20 protein-coding genes and 1 pseudogene are annotated in these 19,304 nt (G+C 70.7%); 9 read left to right on the forward strand and 12 right to left on the reverse strand.

Annotated elements, in window-relative coordinates; all coding sequences use genetic code 11:
- Positions 1–18 precede the first annotated feature (18 nt).
- Positions 19–1,239: a cytochrome P450 gene (locus KVT45_RS49555; protein ID WP_217560211.1), complete on the forward strand. Its 1,221-nt coding sequence runs from the start codon at positions 19–21 to the stop codon at positions 1,237–1,239.
- An 82-nt stretch (positions 1,240–1,321) separates the two neighbouring features.
- On the opposite strand, the gene KVT45_RS49560 is transcribed toward KVT45_RS49555, so the two are convergent.
- Positions 1,322–1,846: a hypothetical protein gene (locus KVT45_RS49560; RefSeq protein WP_217560213.1), complete on the reverse strand. Its 525-nt coding sequence runs from the start codon at positions 1,844–1,846 to the stop codon at positions 1,322–1,324.
- A 346-nt stretch (positions 1,847–2,192) separates the two neighbouring features.
- On the reverse strand, positions 2,193–2,741 hold the full coding sequence (locus KVT45_RS49565; protein WP_217560229.1) for a DUF4232 domain-containing protein: 549 nt from the start codon (positions 2,739–2,741) through the stop codon (positions 2,193–2,195).
- On the opposite strand from KVT45_RS49565, the gene KVT45_RS49570 reads away from it, so the two are divergent.
- On the forward strand, positions 2,740–2,919 hold the full coding sequence (locus KVT45_RS49570; RefSeq protein WP_217560244.1) for a hypothetical protein: 180 nt from the start codon (positions 2,740–2,742) through the stop codon (positions 2,917–2,919). The two genes, KVT45_RS49565 and KVT45_RS49570, sit on opposite strands and share 2 nt — an antisense overlap.
- Before the next feature lie 387 nt (positions 2,920–3,306).
- Entirely contained in the window at positions 3,307–3,675 is a 369-nt protein-coding gene (locus tag KVT45_RS49575; protein ID WP_217560253.1) for a hypothetical protein, read from the forward strand.
- On the opposite strand, the gene KVT45_RS49580 is transcribed toward KVT45_RS49575, so the two are convergent.
- The 7 genes from KVT45_RS49580 to KVT45_RS49610 form a co-directional block, all read right to left on the reverse strand.
- Entirely contained in the window at positions 3,633–4,289 is a 657-nt protein-coding gene (locus tag KVT45_RS49580) for an ATP/GTP-binding protein (RefSeq protein WP_217560262.1), read from the reverse strand. The two genes, KVT45_RS49575 and KVT45_RS49580, sit on opposite strands and share 43 nt — an antisense overlap.
- Complete coding sequence (locus KVT45_RS49585; RefSeq protein WP_217560276.1) at positions 4,270–4,662, reverse strand: DUF742 domain-containing protein; 393 nt, start codon at positions 4,660–4,662, stop codon at positions 4,270–4,272. The genes KVT45_RS49580 and KVT45_RS49585 overlap by 20 nt, the downstream gene beginning before the upstream one ends.
- Complete coding sequence (locus KVT45_RS49590) at positions 4,659–5,129, reverse strand: roadblock/LC7 domain-containing protein (RefSeq protein ID WP_217560285.1); 471 nt, start codon at positions 5,127–5,129, stop codon at positions 4,659–4,661. Before KVT45_RS49590 ends, KVT45_RS49585 begins: the two co-directional genes overlap by 4 nt.
- Positions 5,126–7,510, reverse strand: a complete 2,385-nt coding sequence (locus KVT45_RS49595) for a nitrate- and nitrite sensing domain-containing protein (RefSeq protein ID WP_217560293.1) — start codon at positions 7,508–7,510, stop codon at positions 5,126–5,128. The genes KVT45_RS49590 and KVT45_RS49595 overlap by 4 nt, the downstream gene beginning before the upstream one ends.
- A 469-nt stretch (positions 7,511–7,979) precedes the next feature.
- The gene (locus KVT45_RS49600) at positions 7,980–8,471 is read right to left on the reverse strand and encodes a DUF5994 family protein (RefSeq protein ID WP_217560301.1); all 492 of its coding nucleotides are present in this window, start codon (positions 8,469–8,471) and stop codon (positions 7,980–7,982) included.
- Complete coding sequence (locus KVT45_RS49605; RefSeq protein WP_217560315.1) at positions 8,468–8,629, reverse strand: hypothetical protein; 162 nt, start codon at positions 8,627–8,629, stop codon at positions 8,468–8,470. The genes KVT45_RS49600 and KVT45_RS49605 overlap by 4 nt, the downstream gene beginning before the upstream one ends.
- 17 nt (positions 8,630–8,646) lie before the next feature.
- Positions 8,647–9,297 (reverse strand): DUF5994 family protein, encoded by a 651-nt coding sequence (locus tag KVT45_RS49610; protein ID WP_217560331.1) that lies wholly within the window; start codon positions 9,295–9,297, stop codon positions 8,647–8,649.
- A gap of 716 nt (positions 9,298–10,013) precedes the next feature.
- Between KVT45_RS49610 and KVT45_RS49615 the strand changes: the two genes are divergently transcribed.
- Both KVT45_RS49615 and KVT45_RS49620 read left to right on the forward strand, forming a co-directional pair.
- On the forward strand, positions 10,014–11,255 hold the full coding sequence (locus KVT45_RS49615; RefSeq protein WP_217560340.1) for a PP2C family protein-serine/threonine phosphatase: 1,242 nt from the start codon (positions 10,014–10,016) through the stop codon (positions 11,253–11,255).
- Positions 11,256–11,525: 270 nt separating this feature from the next.
- Positions 11,526–12,047, forward strand: coding sequence for a DUF5990 family protein (locus KVT45_RS49620; protein WP_254648500.1), 522 nt, complete (start codon positions 11,526–11,528; stop codon positions 12,045–12,047).
- 125 nt (positions 12,048–12,172) lie between these two features.
- Here the strand turns inward: KVT45_RS49620 and KVT45_RS49625 are convergent, their stop codons facing one another.
- Positions 12,173–13,018, reverse strand: coding sequence for an SDR family oxidoreductase (locus KVT45_RS49625; RefSeq protein WP_217560351.1), 846 nt, complete (start codon positions 13,016–13,018; stop codon positions 12,173–12,175).
- A gap of 76 nt (positions 13,019–13,094) precedes the next feature.
- Positions 13,095–14,072, reverse strand: a complete 978-nt coding sequence (locus KVT45_RS49630; protein ID WP_217560359.1) for an aldo/keto reductase — start codon at positions 14,070–14,072, stop codon at positions 13,095–13,097.
- Between the two features lie 244 nt (positions 14,073–14,316).
- Here KVT45_RS49630 and KVT45_RS49635 point away from each other — a divergent pair, with 244 nt between their 5' ends.
- The 4 genes from KVT45_RS49635 (at position 14,317) to KVT45_RS49650 (ending at position 18,891) form a co-directional block, all read left to right on the forward strand.
- Positions 14,317–15,204: a helix-turn-helix transcriptional regulator gene (locus KVT45_RS49635; protein ID WP_217560367.1), complete on the forward strand. Its 888-nt coding sequence runs from the start codon at positions 14,317–14,319 to the stop codon at positions 15,202–15,204.
- A 162-nt stretch (positions 15,205–15,366) separates the two neighbouring features.
- Positions 15,367–16,347: an NADPH:quinone reductase gene (locus KVT45_RS49640; protein ID WP_217560376.1), complete on the forward strand. Its 981-nt coding sequence runs from the start codon at positions 15,367–15,369 to the stop codon at positions 16,345–16,347.
- A 326-nt stretch (positions 16,348–16,673) separates the two neighbouring features.
- On the forward strand, positions 16,674–17,984 hold the full coding sequence (locus tag KVT45_RS49645; RefSeq protein ID WP_217560389.1) for an MFS transporter: 1,311 nt from the start codon (positions 16,674–16,676) through the stop codon (positions 17,982–17,984).
- Between the two features lie 70 nt (positions 17,985–18,054).
- Complete coding sequence (locus KVT45_RS49650) at positions 18,055–18,891, forward strand: hypothetical protein (RefSeq protein ID WP_217560404.1); 837 nt, start codon at positions 18,055–18,057, stop codon at positions 18,889–18,891.
- On the opposite strand, the pseudogene KVT45_RS57185 reads toward KVT45_RS49650, so the two are convergent.
- Positions 18,789–19,304 (reverse strand): annotated as a pseudogene (locus tag KVT45_RS57185) (hypothetical protein); the annotation flags it as partial. The gene KVT45_RS49650 and the pseudogene KVT45_RS57185 overlap by 103 nt on opposite strands.

The following is a 19,304-nucleotide window of genomic DNA, read 5'->3' on the forward strand; positions in this document are numbered from 1 at the left end:
GAGGGAAAGGCAAGCGAGATGACCACGACCGAGACGCCCGACATGCTGCACCGGATTCTCGACTACTCCTCCCGGTCCGACCCGTACCCGCTGTATGCCGAGTTGCGCAAGACACCGGTGGCCCGGCAGGAGGACGGCAGCTATGTCATCAGCACCTATCGCGAGCTCGCGGACATCCTGCACAATCCGCATCTGAGCTCCGACGTCCGCCACCTGGCGCATCCGATGCCCTCGTCCGAGGGCTCGACCACGCCGGCGTTCATCAACATGGACCCGCCCGAGCACGACCGCCTGCGGCGGATGGCGATGCGCCACTTCGGCCCCCCGCACACCCCGGGGCTGGTGACCGCCCTGGAACCCGACCTGACCGCCACCGTCGGCGGTCTGCTCGACGACTGCGCGGGCAAGGAGCAGATCGACATCGTCGACGACCTCGCCTACCCGTTCCCCGTCTCGGTGATCTGCCACCTGCTCGGTGTGCCACGCGAGGACGAACCGAGGTTCCGGGTGTGGGTGAACGATCTCATCAACTCGATCGACTACGACCCCAGGACCGACCCGAAGGAGAAGCTGGAGAACGGCGTGCAGGCCCGCCAGGACCTGCGCGAGTACCTCGGCGGGCTGGTGGAACAGCGCCACGGCCACCCGGGCGACGACCTGCTGGCACGGCTGGCCAACGACGACGGGCCGGACGGGCGGATGACCGACGAGGAGATCATCAGCACCGCCAACCTGCTGCTGATCGCCGGCCACGAGACCACCGTCAACCTCATCACCAACGGCATGCTGACGCTGCTGCGCCACCCGGACATCCTGGAACGGCTGCGCGGCGAACCGGATCTGGTCGTCCCGCTGGTCGAGGAACTGCTGCGCTACGAGCCGCCCGTGCACATCATTCCCTGGCGGGCGGCGTACAGCGACGTCACCGTCGCCGACACCGTCATCCCCAAGGGCTCGCAGGTCATGCTGATGCTGGCCTCGGGCAGCCGGGATCCGGACCGCTTCCACGATCCGGACCGCTTCGACCCCGACCGGCGCGACAACCAGCACCTCGGCTTCGGCAGCGGCATCCACCTGTGCTTCGGCGGCCCGCTGGCCCGGCGGGAGGCGCAGATCGCGCTGGGAGAGCTGGTACGCCGCCTCGACCGGCCCAGTCTGATCGCCGACCCGCCGCCGTACCGGCGCAGCCCCGTGCTGCGCGGGCCGATCCATCTGCCTGTCGAGCAGAACGGCGGTTAGCGCCAGGGAGTCGAGAGGGACCCGAGAGGGGCCGGCTGCTCACCGAGGAGCAGGCCGGCCCCTTCGTTGCGGGCGGACGGGGTCAGCTCAGGCCGAGGTCCGACAGCGCGGTCGTCCAGTCCGTGACGATCGCGTCCTGGGCGTCGGCGAGGGTGACGGTGCCGGCGCAGACGGCCTTCTTGAGCTTGTTCTCGACGGTGTCCTTGTTGGCGGCGGTCTTGGTGCCGTACTCCGGCTCGGGCCAGAGGTTGAGCTCACTCTTGGGGGCACCGCCGAGTTCGAGCGGGACGAAGTGGTCCTCCTCGTAGTCCGAGGTGCTGGTGTCCGTGTAGCCGTACTCGACGATCTGCTTCTTCTTCAGCGCGGTGGTGTAGGAACTGGACGGCCGGACGGTCGCGGTCCACCCGGAGACGCAGATGGTTGAGTCGATGGTGGACTGGGTGACGTCCGGGTTGAAGTCGCCGGGCTGGCAGCTGGGGTCGGGGAGGGGGAGGTAGTCCTGGCTGCAGCTCTGCGCGTGCGCGGTGCCGGCTGCGACCGTGAGGCCGGCGGCGGCGAGGGCGAGGGAGGAGAGGGCGGTGACCAGGGAGCGGGATATTCGGGGCATGGGGGGATCTCCCGGAGCGGTGCCCGGCAGGAATTCCGGGCGGTCGTGAGCATGACAGCACCGGGATCATCTATGCGGGTAGAGCCCTTTGCCGGACACAGAGATCCCTTTGTTGAATTTTTGAACACGATGGGACCGGTGAAGGGCAAGTCATGGCCCGCGCCTGGTTGTCGGCATCGCGCACCGGGCCCGGTGACGGCCCTCTCGTAACGGGAGCCCGGGCGCTGTACGTTCCCGCCGGCCGCGCCCCCGCCGGCCTCCTCGTCACCCGCTCCGGAAACCAACCCCAGGTCAGTGACCTGGGGTTGGTCTGTCGTCCGGTCCAAGTCGGCGGGCGCCGGGGCGGTTACCAGGAGAGGGCGTCCTGCGCGTTGTCCTGCCAGTAGGTGACGGTGGCGGTGCTGTTGAAGAAGACACCGCCCTTCGGCAGCTTCAGGGTCTTCTCCTTGTTGATCGCGTTGCCCTTCCTGTCCGCGAAGAACACGCCCAGGGTCTTCGCCTTGGCGCCGCCTTCGCCGTCGGGGGTGGACGTCGTGATGCCCGCGTACGCGGACTGGCCGGGCTTGAGCGTCACCACGGCCTGCGGCGTGGTCTCCTCGGCCCACGGCAGGGGGGCCTGGGCGTCGGCCCCGGCCCTCAGGTAGGGGGCGATGTAGGCGTAGCAGGGCTTGGTGCCGGTGTTGGTGGCCTTGAGCAGCAGGTGGTTGATGGGGCGGGACACCTCGGTGACGGTCAGCTTGGTGTTCGCCGTGGTGCAGGTGACGACCGAGGCGGCCTTCTTGGTGGCGGCGGAGGCGGTCTGCTCGGTGGCCTGGAAGCCGACGAGCGCGAGGGCCGCGGCGACGACCATGGAGGAGGCGGCCGCGCGGGACACGAAACGAGTGGCGATACGCATGAGTGAGCTGCTTTCTCTGAATATCCGGAAGATGATCTTCTGGTTATGGGCTGTGCCGGTCGGTCTTGTCTTGGTCGTGCTGCGTGTGGTGTGCGTGGGCGCGCCGGAAGTGCGGGCCATGAACGCGGGGTTGGACGAGGACGATCGCCATGTCCGGTGCGGCGCCGTGCTCGGATGACCCAAGCCTGTGCCCTGCGGCGTTCCACCCGCCATTCCCTTCGGGGGTTTCGGAATGCTGGAATGCTCGCACCGGCTCTGAGCTGCAGAAACGCGGCCGTCCTGGAATGCCGAATGGAATGGAGCGGGACTGCGGGGGCGCCCTGACGAGACCGTCGGCTCTGTGAAACGCGCGGCTCCGGTTCCGGGGCGGCAGGCCCTGGTCTGATCTCCGTGAGGCAGGCAGGCCTCAACCTTGCCGAAGTCGTGGAGAAGGAGGGCCCGCTGAGCCGGCGGGAACTGCGCGCGCTGGGGCTGGGGCTGGGGCTCACCGAGGCGCTGCGCGACATCCACCGGGCGGGTCAGGCGGATACCGCTGGCACATCCGCGGACCGGTGCGGCCGCCCTTGTGGACGGCGTCGGCTACTTCGTCCGGTCCGACGGGTCGGTCACCGCGGTGTCGGCGGCGTACAAGCGGGTCTATTTCGCCAACCGCTTCGGCCGTCTGCCGGCACTGGACAGCCGCACCGGTGCGGAGATCTGGCGCACCTCCGTACTGGACGACCCCGGGGACAAAGCGCAGAGCTACCCGCCGCGCGTACTGCTCGTCAGGGACGCGTTCGTGGCGACGGCCGGTGACACGGCCTTCTCCCGGAGCCCTGCGGGCCCACCTGACCGGCCGCGGCAGCGCGCGAGCATCCCTCGGTCGGCCGTGTCGAACCGGAACCTTGAGCGTCAGGTGGTGCGGACCGTGCCCGGCTGCGCGGCGACCGGGTGACCGGGGAGTTGTGCCGGGCCGGACATCAGAAGCTCGATCAGGGCCAGCAACAGGTCGCGGCTTGCCCGGCGCTGCCGGAGGTCGCCCATGACGACGGGGGTGTGCGGGTCGAGGTCGAGTGCCTCACGGACCTCGGACTCGGTGCGGTCCTGGCGTCCGTCGAAGCAGTTGACGCCGACGACGAACGGGACGCCGCGGCTCTCGAAGAAGTCGACCGACGCGAAACTGCTCTCCAGCCGCCGGGTGTCCACGAGCACGACGGCGCCGAGCGCCCCGTGCACCAGGTCGTTCCACATGAACCAGAAGCGTTCCTGGCCGGGTGTGCCGAAGAGGTACAGCACGAGTTGGGGGCTCACGGTGATCCGGCCGAAGTCCAGGGCCACCGTCGTGGTGGCCTTCTGGTCCACCCCGTCGATGTCGTCCACACCGACGCCCGCGACGGTCAGGTGCTCCTCGGTGTTCAGGGGCACCACCTCGCTCACGGCACCGACCATGGTCGTCTTGCCCACGCCGAATCCGCCCGCGATGAGGATTTTCACCGCCGCCGGAGCCTGGGCCGCGGTGGAGCGGGACGCGTGTGCCCCGACCCGGTCGTCAGAGTCTGAGTAGGCCATCTTTCACCGCCTGAAGAAGAGTCATGTCCAGTCCCTGGCCCGCCGCGACCGCCAGCGGTGCCCGGGCCGTCACCCTGCCGAGTGTGATCAGGTCGGAGACGAGGATCTTCGTCACCGCCACGGGCAGGTTCAGCCCGGCGGCGACCTCGGCGAGGGCCACCGGGGTGCGGCACTGCTGGAGGATCAGCCTGTGTTCGGGTTGCAGGCCACGGGCCGAGTGCTCCTCACCGGGCGCGTCGACGGTCGTGAGCACGGTGATGAGGGTGAGGTCGTCCCGAGCCGAGGTCGTGCGCCCCTGGGTGATCGTGTACGGCCTGACAAAGCTCTGCTCCGCGTACTCGTCGTCCGGTGCCGCGTCCGCCCAGTGGCTCACCCACGTCCTCCCCCACTCTCGGCGTCGCCGGAGCGGCGGGACGCCGATCCCTCGGCATCGTCCGGCACCACACGGACCTCGGTGCCGAGGCGTTGCCCGACCTGCTGCACGAGGGTGTGCATCGCCACCGACATCACCTCGGCGTCCACCTCCTGGTCCGCCACGACGGCCAGGTGTGTGCCGCGGCCGGCGGAGCTGACGAAGAGCCAGAGGTCACGGAGTTCGATGATGACCTGATGGACCGGTCCGCCGCCGAAGACCTCACCGACTCCGCGGGCCAGGCTCTGCTGGCCGGTGGCGATGGCGGCCAGGCGTTCCGCGTCGACCCGGTCGATACTGCTGGACTGGCTGACCACCAGGCCGTCGTCGGACAGCACGACGGCGTTCCTGGTGCCCGGAACCTGGTCGACCAAGCGGTCGAGCAGCCAGTCGAGGTCGGAGTTGGTGGCAGTGGTTCGCAGAGTCATCGTCCGTCTTCCTTGCGGGCCCCGTCGTGGCGCGGTGAGGGTTGAGTGGGCTGTTGATCGGAGTCGGGCCCGAGCCGGGCTATCCGGGACTGGCGCTGGAAGGCGCCGACGGTGGCGCCGGAGCGGCGCGACGTGGTCCTGCGCGGCAACGGCTCCGGCCCCGTCTCCGGCTCCGTCTCCGAGGTCTCGGCGTGCGGCTGCTCAGCGTACACACAGGAAGGATCGCGGAGTTCGGCGGCCAGACTGGCCTGCCGTACCCGGCGGGGCAGCGGGTTCGGACTCGCCGTCGGGGGCGCGACGGCGGCGCGGGCCGGCGGTTCGGTCCGGGGGCCGGTGACCGCGAACGCGGACGCCTCCTGGTCACCGGGACGCGGCTGGAGTTGCGGCTGAGGCTGAGGCTCCGGCCATGCGTCCCCGGGATCGCCGTCCTGCCCGGAGCGGGACGCGCCGATCACCGCGAGCTGGGCCGGGACAGCGTCGTCCGGCGCCTCCGAGCGCGGCTTCCCGTCGGAGATCAGCTCGGCCGGCACCAGGACGACCACTCGGGTGCCACCGAACGACGAGGGCCGCAGCTCCACGTTCAGCCCCAGGTTGGCGGAGAGCCGGGCCACGACGTACAGGCCGAGGCGGGCGTCGTCGGCGCGGGACATCACGTCCATGCGGGGCGGGTCGGTCATCAGGCGGTTGGCCTCGGCGTACTGCTCGGGGTCCATGCCCATGCCGCGGTCCTCGATCTCGATCGCGACGCCGCGGCCCACCCGGGACGCGGACACCTCCACCGGAGTCGGCGGTTTGGAGAACGACACCGCGTTCTCCATCAGTTCGGCCAGTACGTGCACCATGGGGCCGACCGCGCGCTCGGACAGCCAGATGTCGTCTTCGGTGTCGATCCGGATGCGCCGGTAGTCCTGCACCTCGCCCTGCGCGGAGCGCAGCAGGTCCAGCAGCAGCACGGGATTGCGCCAGCGCCGCTGGGGCTGACCGCCACCGAGGATGACCAGGTTCTCCTCGTAGCGCCGCAGCCGGGCGGCCAGGTGGTCGACGTCGAAGAGTCCTTCCAGGACCTCGGGGTCCTCGTGCTGCCGCTGCATCATGCTGAGACGTTTCATCTGCATGCCGATCAGCAACTGGGTGCGCCTGGCGATGCGTTGCAGCAGGCGCTCGAAGCCGCGGTACTGCTCGACCTGCCGTACGGCTGTCTCCAGGGCGCTGCTGCGGGCCTGGTTGAGAGCCTGGCCGAGCATGCCCAGTTCGTCGTTGCCGTAGTGGATCTCGGGCAGTTCGGCGTCCGTGTCGACCGTCTCGCCCTGCCGCAGCCGCTCCACCATGTCCGGCAGCCGCGTCTGCAGCTCCAGCGCCGCGGCGCGGAGTCCGAGGATGCGGCGGCGCAGGACTCCGGTGAGCTTCAGCGAGACCAGGAACACCAGCAGTACGGCAGCGGCGCCCACGGTGCTGTCGACGACCAGGTCGGTCATCATGTCGCCGAGTTTGTCGTTGGTGGCGTCGACGAGGTACTCGGAGTACGTGCCACTGGCCTGCAGCAGCTGGGGTGCCAGCGCACCGTAGCTCTGCTGCCACTCCTTGCCGAGCTGTGCGGACACCGGGGTCCGGCCGTCCGCCCCGGGGATCTCGGCGGTCAGGGCCTGCTGCTCGATCCTGGTCTTCTGCTTCCAGGCCGCGCCGGACAGCACACGCTGGTACGTCTTGGCGTACTTGCCGGGCAGCCGCGGTATCACCTTGTTCTCGTAGATGTGCTGCTGGCTGCCGATCACTTCGGCGATGTGGAGGCGCTGCGCACTGGTGAGGTGACCGCTCACCGTTCCGGCGGTGAAGATCGTGCTCTCGCGCGAGAGCATCTCCTGGCCCCATTGCGCGTCCAGCACCGGCCTGGTGAGGACGTTGACCTCGCCGATGCCGACGTTGGTGAACTCCTCGAACAACTGCATGTCCGAGGCGATGACACCGGTGTAGCTGTCGAACATCTGGTCCTGGGTGGCGTCCCGCTTGTCCACCGCGTTCCGGTACTCGGGCAGTTGCGCCAGACCCCGGCTGAGCTGCTGGAAACTCTTGGTGAGACCGCCCGGCACGGAGTCGGAGAGTGCGGTGAGGCCCTGGACGGCCCGGTCGGTGAGCTCACGCTGCTTCGCCAGTCCCGACCGGCCGGCGTTGGGGTCGGCGAGTGCCGCCGCGCTCAGCTGCCGCTCCGCCTGCAACTGGTAGAAGACGCCGACGATCGGCTGCCCGAGCCGCTTGCCCGCGTTGTTGCGGTCGTTGATGCTCTTCCAGTTGCCGTAGAGCTGCGCGGAGTTCGTCGCCCACAGGGCGATCATGGCGATGGTGGGAACCAACGCCAGGATGAGCAGGGTCGTACGCAGCGACAACCCGCGCCCCGGAATCGTCTCCTGACCGCCTCGCCGCCGTTCCGCTTCTTGGCCTGCCTGCTGGTTTGCCGCTTGCGCGTGAAGTGCCACAGAAGTCCCCGGCGTGCTAGCGATGGCGGACTGGTCCGAAATGGGGTCCGCGCCATTTCAGGGGAAGCCTACTCATCACGCAATCGATCTCAATAGTTTGATCATTCAAATTGATACCGGTGGTTTGGGTAACAGAGCGTGCACGCACGTGACGTGAGGGCTCAAGGGGCACCCGGGCGCCGGAGTTGACGTCGAATGACATCCCGCCTGACCGTGCATCACACGGATGCGCACCGCACCGGAGGTCCTCCGGCCGCTCTCCGACCGCCTGCTCCGGGGTCGCGCCCACCGGGGCGAAGCCGGGCTGCCGGACGGCGCCGGTGCGGGGCCGGCACAGCACACCGCCCGCGACGGACCGCCCGCTGTGCGATCGGCTGGGCTACGGGCCGGGTGCGCCGGCCGGTACACGTGTCCGGTCGGCGGGGGTGACGCCGGTGGCGGCGAGGATCCGTCCGGCCGAGGCGCTGTTTTCGTCCCGCACGGCCATGGCCATCGCGGCGCGAGCGCGCGAAGGAGCCGTCTGCGGAGGGATCACCAGGAACAGGAAGTGGTCCTGGCCACCCCGAGTGACGATCATGGTGTCGTCGGCCACGACCGCCCAGTCGATGCGGACGGCACGGCCTTCGACGACCAGATGGCCCGGCCTCTCGTCCCAGGCGCCCGCGTCGAGGCCGACACGGGTGAGAGGCCCCAGCCGGGCGGTCAGCGCGGCGAGCAGTTCGGACAGCTGACTCTCGAGGTGGCGTGACCGCGGCCACCACGCGCCGTCGAACGTCCCCGTGCGCTTGGGCGTCGTCTCCATCCGCAGGACCGCGGTGCCGGGGAGTACCGGCTCTCCGCCGGTGTCCGCCAGAAGCCTCAGGGGGATCACGGGGACTCACCCGTTTCCCTCCAGGGGCGGCGTTTCCGCGCGGTCGCCCGGGAGCGGCCGCGCTGGAAGGCGGCGATGCCGTCGCTGTGCTGCCGGTCGAGCAGGTGGATGAGGAGCACGCCCAGAGCGATCATCGCCATGATGACGACAACGGTCACGAAGGTCTCCATGGTCCTCACATCCCCGACGGCCGATTGGAGGCCGCGGCAGGTGCGGCGGCTCGGTCTCCGACCGTGGCCGCGACTGCCGGGATCCGTGGCCGTGCGGCCGGATCACCGGCCCCGTGTCCGCCCTCGGAGTCCCAGACCGCCTCCACGGCCCGGTCGGTCTCGGACATCGTCCGCAGACGCGCCGCCTCCTCCATCAGCCGGCTCGCGGTCGACGTACCCAGGGGGTCGCTCGCGGCGGCCATCAGCCAGGCGGCCGAGACGGAGTCCGTACGCGGCGGGATCACGAGGAGGTCCCAGCGGCCCATGCGGTAGGAGAGCAGCAGCAGTTCGTGCGGGTCCTGCTCGTCCAGGAACCAGCCCACCTTCACCACATGCCCGGCGACGGGCACCTTGCGCGGAACGACCGGCCAGTGGGTGGGATTCACCGCGACCCGGGTGATCCGCCCCCAGAGCGGATCCAGCACGGCGGTCAGGGCGGGAAGTTCAGCCCCGAGATCACGGGAGTGAGGCCACCACGCGCCGTCCAGGAGAGCCGGTGCGGGACCGACGGGAGCCAGCGACAGGCGGAGCGGTGGCGAAGAGGGAGGGGCCGAGGACGGAGGGGGCGACGACAACCGGTCTCCGAGTGTCGGCGAGAAGGAAATGGTCGCAGTCATGACGCGAACCCTGCCCCGGGCCGACCGCGGTCGGCCCGGCCTATTCAATCGCCGAAAACGACACGAGCGTGGTGGCGGGTGCGCGAAATATCCTCGGTAATCTCAGTGTACTCCTCAGACAAGTCGAACGGACCGGTCGGGCCCGCGGTGGCTCCGGACGGCATACGTCCCACTCCCAGGGACCCCGGGAGGAGCACGACGAAACCCCTGATGCCCGAAATGCGCATCAGGCATAGGGTGAAAGCGGGTCGGCACACTCTCACGTGCGACCGGCCTGGAAGGGCGACCCCGGTGTGTATACGCCGGGGTCGTTGGCGGACGGCCGATTCGAGCAGACCGGCACCCCGGGCCCCGCCCGCTCAACGGCGTGCCCGTGTCCCCGTCGCCCCGTCGTCCCGTCGTCCCGTCGTCTTGAGGCGACGGGTGGTCGGGGGCCGACATGCCGCCCATGGCGTAATCGGCTCTTCGGGCAGGTCGGCGATGCAAGCCTGGGCCGGTCGACAGCGTCGTGCCACGCCGATCGTCGCTGGCTGCCGGTCGGATCCGAGCGGGGCGGGCGTTGAAGGCGCCGGCGCCGTTCCGGCCGTCACCGCCCCGCACCGGCTGCGGTTCGACGAGGCCGGGGTACCGGGCCGCCTGGCGCACACCGTGTGGACACGGCCGCCCATGAGTTTCCCAGGCAGATCGCGCCCCGGGACGAAGGGAGGCAAGCAGCGATGACGGACGGTGGGCACACGCCGCGCGGGATCGGGGTGGACCGGTCGGAGGGGTTCGGCGAACGACTGCTGGGTGTGCTGCTGGACCGGGCCCATGAGATGCCGCCGGAGTTGATCGCGCCACTCGTCGCGGAGGAGGTGGCCAGGGTCGGGGGGCGGGAGGTCTCCATCCTCTTGCAGGACTACGAACAGGTGCTGCTGGTGCCGCTGCCGGGCCGGAGGCTGAGGGTCGGCGGCCCCGAGTCGGTCGAGGACTCGCCCGCCGGCGAGGCGTTCCTGGGCCGCAGAACGGTGGAGGTGCCACAGGACGGCAGTGTGCGGATGTACCTGCCGCTGCTGGACGGCAGCGACCAGATCGGGGCGATGGCCGTCACCCTGGACAGGGTCGATGACGACGACCGGCGACTGCTCCGCAGACTCGCCGGTCTGGTCGCGGACATGATCGTCACCAAGGACGCCTACACCGACCTGTTCTTCCAGGCCCGCCGCAGCGCCCCGATGAGTGTGGCCGCGGAGATCCAGTGGTCGTTGCTGCCCCCGCTGTCGATGACCGTTCCCCAGGTCGAGGTGGCCGGCATCCTGGAGCCCGCCTACGACGTGGCCGGAGACAGCTTCGACTACGCCCTCAACGGCGACACCCTTCACGTGGCCATGATCGACGCGATGGGCCACGGCCTGGACGCCGCGACGATGGCGACGGTGGCCATCGGCGCCTATCGCCACACGCGGCGGGCCGACACGGAGCTGTCCCAGGTGTACGCGTTCATGGACAGGGCCATCAACGAGCAGTTCGGCCCCGACCACTTCGTCACCGCGCAGATGATGGTGCTGAACATCGCCACAGGGCGGCTGCGTTGGGTCAACGCCGGCCACCCGGCTCCGTTCCTGATCCGGGATCGCGCCGTGGTGGACCGGCTGGAGAGCCCGACCACGTTGCCGGTCGGCTTCGGCGGCGAGGAGCCGGTGGTCAGCGAGCGACTGCTGAGCCCCGGGGACCGGCTGCTGTGCTTCACGGACGGCCTGTTCGAGGAGCACCAGGCCGGCGGGGAACAGTTCGGTGAGGAGCAGCTCGTCGAATGGACCAACCGGATCCTCCGCGACCGCACCGAGGTACGGGCGGTGGTGCGAGCCCTCTCCCACACCCTGAAACAGGAGCGTGGCGGCACCACGAGCGACGACGCGACCATCTTCCTCGTCGAGTGGCGAGGCGGCGACGCCGACCATCTCGCCGCCCTCGACTGAGCGCGCGACGAAGGCGCGCCGGGCCTGGGCGGGTGCCGCGGCCCCACGCCTCACCAGGCCGAAGGGGCCGCACACGACCGTCCACGCCCGACCGGCCGGTGGAGCGGGCCGGCTCGCCGGCCCGGCCCGGCAGACTCCCCGCACCACCTCGTCCACCATGCCCTTCCGGCACGGCATGGCTCTGCTGTTCGCCCCGGCGAAGAACGACGGACAGCCCTGAGCGACCGCCTTCCCGTCCACCGCACCGACCGTGGGCGGATGATGGCGGGTATGCGTATCCGTATCGACGCCGTCGACCTGCCCGGCCGCAGCCGCCCGGCCCCCGCCGACGGTGACGTCCCCGCGTACGCCGACATCCATGTCGCCGTGCAACGCCGCGACCGTCCGGCCGAGGTCCTCGAACCGCATCCGGGCGACGCCGCGTCCGCGACATGGACCCTGGAGTGCACCGCGACCGCCACACCCGACGGCATCGATGTGACAGGACCGTATGTGCAGAACCGTCTGGGCCGCCGGTTCGTCTACCTGTCGTGGGGCACGGTCGACGACTCGGGCGTCTTCACCATGTTCCGCCGCGCCAAACTCATGCTCGACGCCGTTCCCGCCGACGTACTCGCCGCCGCCGTGCACGACGGCCTGCTGGTCGGACGCCTCGGCCTGACCGACGCACACGGCGGCCCCTTGTGCGCACGCGTCGAGCCCCCGCACATCACCTGGACCGCCGAACCCGCCGAACCCGCCGACCAGGACGGGCCGCCACCGAGCCATGAGGACCCGGTCCCCCGTCGGTGAAGGCCGGTGCTTCTTCTCCATCGCCGCTCGGCACACCCGCGGTCGACACCGGTACATCCAGGCCCGGGCAACGGCGCGGACACATCGGGCACGGGTCGTGGAGCGGGCCTCTGCGGGCATGGTGCTCAGACGCGGGAGTCGTCGTGGGCCAGGTTTCCGCCCAGGACGAGGGAGGCTTCGGCCTGGGCCAGCAGTTCCTGGGCCTTGGCCTTCACGCCTTCGACGGCGTCGGCACCGGCGACGAAGCGCTGCGGCGGCTCTTCCTGGTCGGCGATGACCAGCAGGGCACGGGCGAGCTTGGCGGGGTCGCCGGTCTGCTGTCCGTTCATGCTCTTCCAGGCTTCGATGGTCGCGGTGGTGCGCTCGGCGTAGTCGGCGATGGTCGGCTCGGGCCAGGTGGTGGAGGCGTCCACGAGCAGTTCGGTGCGGAAGAAGCCGGGCTCCACGACCGTGGTGCGGATGTTGTACGGCTCGACGTCGTACCGCAGGGACTCCATCCAGCCCTCGACGCCGAACTTCGAGGCGGCGTAGGCGACGCAGAACTCCTGTCCGGTGATGCCGGCGGAGGAGGACAGGGAGATGATGTGCCCGGAGCGCTGTTCGCGCATGATCGGCAGGACGGCTCGGGTGACGTTCATCGGGCCGAAGAGGTTCGTTTCGATCTGCTGGCGGATCTGCGCGGGCGGGATCTCCTCGAAGTAGCCGGCGAAGAAGTTCCCGGCGTTGTTGACCAGGACGTCGATGCGTCCGAAGCGGTCGACGGCGGCCTGCGCGGCGGCCCGGGCGTCCTCGATGCTGGTGACGTCCAGCTTGGTGACCAGCAGGTTGTGCTGCGGTCCGCCCAGGGTCCTCTCGACCTCTTCGGGGCGGCGGCCGGTGGCGACGACCTGGTGGCCGGCTGCGAGGGCCTCGCGGACGATGTCCGTGCCCAGACCGCGGCCGGCACCGGTGACGAAAATGACCTTGCTCATGAGGGATTCCTTTCAGGTGCCGTATCCGCCACCTGGTTGCTGGTCGGGGGTGACACCACCCCCGTCGGGCGGCGTGTCACCGGTCGATCGAGGCCATGACGCTCTCCTCGTGGCGTTCGCCGGCGGCCGGCGTGAGGTTGTCGAGCCGTTCGAGCTGGTCGGTGCTGAGATCGACGGCGTCGGCCGCGGTGTTCTCCTCGACCCGGGCGACCCGCTTGGTTCCGGGGATCGGGGCGATGCCGTCGCCCTGTGCGAGCAGCCAGGCCAGGGCGATCTGCGCCGGTGTGGCGTCCGCCTCGGCGGCGACGGCCCTGACCTCGTCGACGAGGCGCAGGTTGCGCCGGAAGTTGTCATCGGCGAAGCGCGGGTTGGTCTTGCGCCAGTCGTCGTCGGCGATGTCGTCGGCGGAGCCGATCCGACCGGTGAGGAAGCCGTGGCCGAGCGGCGAGTACGGAACGAAGCCGATGTTCAGCTCGCGCAGCAGCGGCAGGATCTCCGCCTCCACGTCCCGGGTCCACAGGGAGTACTCGGTCTGCACGGCGGTGACGGGGTGGACGGCGTGGGCGCGGCGGATCGTGGCGGGTGCGGCCTCGGACAGACCGATGTGGCCGACCTTGCCCTCGGCGACCAGCTCGGCGACAGCGCCGACGGTGTCCTCGATCGGCGTGTTCGGGTCGACCCGGTGCTGGTAGTACAGGTCGATGTGGTCGGTGCCGAGCCGCTTCAGGGATCCTTCGACAGCCGTGCGGATGTTCTCCGGGCTGCTGTCGAGGCCGCCCGCGCCGCCCTGGGAGTGCCGGACCAGGCCGAACTTGGTCGCCAGCACGACCTGGTCGCGGCGGCCTTTGAGGGCCCGGCCGACCAGTTCCTCGTTGGTGAAGGGGCCGTACACCTCAGCCGTGTCGAGGAACGTGACGCCCAGGTCCAGTGCCCGGTGGATGGTGCGGATCGACTCGGCGTCGCTTCCCTGCCCGACGTTGTAGTAACCGGACATCGACATGGCGCCCAGGCCGATCCGGGAGACGTCCAGCCCGCCCAGAGAGGTGTGCTTCATCAGAAACCTCGTTTCTCGGTGTCCGGGCGATCTCGGGCCCGGTGCCGGAGCAGCCGCTCACGGCCGGTGATGACCGGGTCCGGTCCGCCCTCGGCGTGATCGGTGCGGTGCGGTGAACCCGCTTTTCCAGGCAACCACCCGCCGGCCCACCGCGGAGTCCCGTAGGGGTGCCCCTCTCTCCGGGGGTCCGGCAGTACCCCTTTCACGGGCTGAGAGGCGAGAGCGCCCGCCGTACGGTGGACCCATGGACCGCAGCGCCGAGATCCGCGAGTTCCTGCGCACCCGCCGGGCCCGGATCACCCCCGAGCGGGCCGGCCTCGCCCCGCACGCCGGGGCCCGCCGGGTACCGGGGCTGCGCCGCGAGGAAGTCGCCCAGCTCGCCGGGGTCAGCGTCGACTACTACGTCCGCCTGGAACGAGGCCGCACCCAAGGCGTCTCCGAGACCGTCCTGGATGCCGTCGCCCGCGCCCTGCAGCTGGACGACACCGAACGCGCCCATCTCTTCGACCTCGCCCGACCCACCGCGACCCGCGCTCGCCGCCGACGTCCACCGGCCCCGCAGAGAGTCCTGCCGGCCGTATACCGGGCACTGGACTCACTCGGCGTCCCCGCCATGGTGCAGGGACGACGTATGGACGTCCTGGCGGCCAACAGACTCGGCTACGCCCTCATCACGGACTTCCAGGCCCGCCCCCACCGCGAGCGCAACGCCGCGCGATTCGTCTTCCTCGACGACGACGCCCGCAGCCTTTACACCGACTGGGAACGGGTCGCCGCCGAATGCGTGGCCACCCTGCGCCTGTACGCCGGGCGGCATCCCGACGACCCTCGGCTCACCGAGCTGATCGGCGAACTGTCCCTGCACAGCGACACCTTCCGCCGTCTGTGGGCCGACCACGACGTTCTCGCCCACACCACCGGAAGCAAACGCCTCCACCACCCGCTCGTCGGCGACCTCACCCTCGAATACGTGGTCCTCGCCGTCGAGGGCGACCCCGACCAGACCCTCATCATCTACACCCCGGAACCCGCTTCTCCCTCCGCGGAAGCCATCGGCATCCTCGCCAGCTGGACCCACACCACCACCGGATCGCCCGCCGCACCCGACGCGTCGCACCATCCAGCCCGCTGACACACCCGGGCCGGCGAAGTGCACGGCAGACTTCAGAACGTCGAACTCGCCGAGAAGGCGGGCCTCGGTGAACACACCAGGTGGTGATCTTCGAACTCGCGCACCGCGAACGATCCCCCTACGCTCGAAGAACCCGCGAGCTGACAGGCGACGGAGGTCCGCATGCTTGCGTCCTGGTACGCCGAACAAGGCCCGGCTGCCGATGTGCTCCGGGTCGGTGAACTCCCCGACCCCGCGCCCGGCCCGGGTGAGGTCCGCGTCCGTGTCACCGTGTCGGGGGTGAACCCCGGGGACACCAAGAAGCGGCGCGGCTGGCTCGGTTCGTCGATGCCGTACCCCCGGGTGATCCCGCACAGCGATGCCGCCGGGGTGATCGACGCCGTGGGCGCCGGGGCCGACACACGCCGGGTCGGGCGGCGGGTGTGGGTGTACGGCGCCCAGTCCTACCGGCCGTTCGGCACCGCCGCCCAGTACACCGTCGTACCCGACCACCTGGCAGTTCCCCTGCCCGACCACCTGAGTGACGAACTCGGCGCGAGCCTCGGCATCCCCGGGGTCACCGCCCACCGGACCGTGTTCGGCGACGGGCCGGTGGACGGCGGGACCGTGCTGGTGCACGGCGTGCTCGGCGGGGTCGGCTCCCTGGCCGCGCAGCTCGCGCGGTGGGGCGGGGCGACGGTGATCGGAACCGTCCGGCACGGCAAGGACCTGGACCGGGTCGACCCCGCCGTCGTCTCGCACGCCGTCGCCCTGGACCAGGAGGACCCGGCGAAGGAGATCCGCGCGCACGCGCCCGACGGCGTCCACCGCGTCATCGAGGTGGCCCTGTCCGACAACGCCGACCTCGACAGCGCGGTCGTCGCGATCGACGGGGTGATCGCCGCCTACGCCACCCGTGCCGACCGCACCGAACTCCCCTTCTGGCCGCTGCTGTTCAACAACGTCACCCTGCGCCTGCTCGGCAGCGACGACTTCCCCGCCGAGGCGAAACGACAGGCCGCCCGCGATCTCACCGCCGCGGCGGCGGTCGGCGCGCTCACCGTCGACGTCGGCGACCGCTACCCCCTGGAGGACATCGCCGAGGCGCACGACCGGGTCGACGCGGGCGGCCGGGGACGAGTGCTGGTCACCGTCCCCAACTAGCCGATCAGGCCGTCCCGACCGCCTTCATCGTGAAGTACGAGGTGGACGGGGAGCGGTGGTCGAGTCCGCCGACTTCACCGGGGACGGGAAGAGCTCCTTCGGTCCTCGCACCGGGATCGCCGCCGGCCGGCAGGGCTGCAAGGTCCTGTACTGACCGGCCGTGACAGGTTGCGTCCGGGCGCGGTGCTGCCGGGTCGGGCTGGGCTGGGCCGGGTCGTGCCGTGCCGTGCCGTGCCGTGACGCTGTCCTGGAGTCGCAGCGATCTTCCCGATGGCCGGCGTCGTTGGGATTCCGTGGGCTCTGGGCGGAGTGGGGAACTGGTCGGGATGCGGTCGCCGGACTCGGCGGAGGCGAGGGCGGTCCTGCGGGGCGGGTGGAGGGCGAGGCTCACTGGAGCCGGCGCGCCTCTCGCGCACCGTGGTTTCCGGCTGCACCTCGCCGCCCGGCTGCTGTCGTGGACGGGCTCGGCCGTCGCCCCCCTGGCTCTCGCGTTCGCGGCACTGCACCTCGGCGGCGGGCCGCGTGCCCTGGGCCTGGTGCTCGCGGCCGGTGTCGTTCCGCAGCTCGCGGCGCTGCCGGTCGGTGGTGTCGTCGCCGACCGGCTGGACCGGGCCCGGGTGATGGTGTGGTCGAACCTGGCGTGCGCGTTCGCCGAGGCGGCGGCCGTCGTGCTGCTGGTGTCCGGTGCGGCGCGGGTGTGGCAGCTGGCGGTGATGGCCGGGGTGTGCGGAGCGGCGGGCGCGTTCTTCGCCCCGGCGGCGGACGGTGCCGTCGCCGAGGTCGTACCCGCCGGGCAGTGGCACACCGCCAACGCGCTGCTGAAGTTCGGGCAGAACACCGGGAAGGCGGCGAGCCCCGCACTGGGCGGTGTCCTGATCGCCGCGGCGGGGCCGGCCTGGGCGATCGGCTGGGACGCGGTGACCTTCGCGGCGTCGGCGGTCCTGTTCGCGCGGGCGGGGGCACTGCCCCGGACGGTGCGGCCCCGGGCGCGCTTCACCGCCGAGCTGCGTCAGGGCTGGTACGAGGTGCGGTGCCGGCGCTGGCTGGGGGTGATGGTGTGCCAGGCCGCGTTGATCGGGCCCGCCTGGCTGGCCGGCTACCAGCTGCTGGGCCCCCTCTACGGGGAGCGGGTGCTGGGCGGCGCCGGGCCGTGGGGTGCGGTCGTGTCCGCGTTCACCGCCGGACTGATCGCCGGAGCCGTGCTCGCGCTGGTGTGGCGGCCGTCCGGGGCCGGTGTCACCGTGTGCGCCGGAACCGGTGCCCTGGCCCTGCCGCTCGCGGTGATAGCCGCGCGCATACCCCTGCCCGTGCTGGTGGCCACCATGCTGTTGGCCGGAGCGGGACTGGAGGTCGCCATGGTCGTGTGGACCTCGCTGCTACAGGAACGCGTCCCCGGTGACCGGCTCGGCCGGACCCTGTCGTACTCGACGCTCGGCCAGACCCTGCCCGTGCCCGTCGCCTACCTGCTCACCGGCCCGGCCGCCGAACTCCTCGGCCTGCGCACCACGCTGGGGGCCGCCGCCGCGCTGATCACGACCGCCGCCGTACTGCCACTGGCGCTCCCTCAGGTACGCGCCCTGACCCTCGCACCGGCCGAGAAGGCCGGGCCGACACCCTTGCCGCGCGGCGGCGCGTAGGGCGCGACCTGTCCCGGCCGTGCCTCGCGTACGTGCTTAGGCTGGTGGCCACCACAGAGGGAGATGCACCGTGTCCGTCCGCCCCAGCTTCCTGTTCGTGACCGATCTCGCCTACCAGGCCCGGGGGCGGCGCTACTGCGACGAGGACATCTTCCTGACCTCCCGGCTGCGCGACAGCTTCGACCTCGCCCTGTGCCACCCCCTGGACGCTGCGGCGCTGATGGACGCCTTCGACGCGGTCGTGGTCCGCAACAGCGGTCCCGTGCTGCACTACCGGAAGGCCTACGACGCCTTCCGGGAGAAAGCTGCCGCACAGGGCACCCGGGTCTACAACCCGCTGTCCGGGCGCGGCGACATGTCCGGCAAGCAGTACCTGCTGGACCTGACGACCGACGGGCACCCGGTCATCCCCACCATCGACCGGCCCCAGGACCTGCACCTGCTGCCCGAGGCCGAACGCTACGCGGTCAAGCCGAAGGCCGGAGCGGACTCCATCGGCCTGACCTTCGTGCCCCGGGACCGGCTCAGCGGCCTCCCCTACGGCGACATCCTGGTCCAGCCGGGCATCGACTTCCGCTACGAGGTGTCCTTCTACTACATCGACGACGCCTTCCAGTACGCCCTCCATGCCCCCGACCCCGACCGCCGCTGGGACCTCGAGCCCTACGAGCCCACCGATGCCGATCTCGCCTTCGCCCACCGCTTCATCGACTGGAACACCCTCGACCACGGCATCCAGCGCGTGGACGCCTGCCGCACCCGGGAAGGCGAACTGCTCCTGGTCGAGCTGGAGGACCTCAACCCCTACCTCTCCCTCGACCTGGTCTCCGACCGGACCCGCGACGACTTCGTCACCGGCATGACGGCCTCCCTCCACCGGTTCCTGGACGCCTCGCCCCGCACCTGAGGCGACGGAATCTGCGGACGGCTGTTGGCGCCGGAGCTTGAGATGGGGTTCTGCAGGGCGACGTCGATGACGCTGGTCATCACCATCGCGAACATGCCCTCGACCTGGCGTTTGAGCAGGGATCCGTAGACGACCCCGATGGCGCCGTACGTCATGGCGAACATCATGAAGCCCGTGATCAGGGTGGCGGCGTTGATGGCGCCGGTGATCTGGGTGAGTTGGTTGCCTGCGGGGCCGAGCGACTCTCCGGTCCCCGACCAGACCGTCCGGGGCCATGAACCCGAGGTCCGCCGAGAAGGCCTGCGGGCGCGCACAGCGTCATGATCCGACCGCGTCCACGATGACGTGCCCTGTCCGGCGGTCTGCGCGGAGCACTGCGCGGGCCGCCCCGAGAACCTCGTGGTCCATCTCCG

Origin of the sequence: Streptomyces sp. GbtcB6, assembly GCF_019091475.1 — a bacterium.
GTDB classification, from domain to species: domain Bacteria; phylum Actinomycetota; class Actinomycetes; order Streptomycetales; family Streptomycetaceae; genus Streptomyces; species Streptomyces hyaluromycini.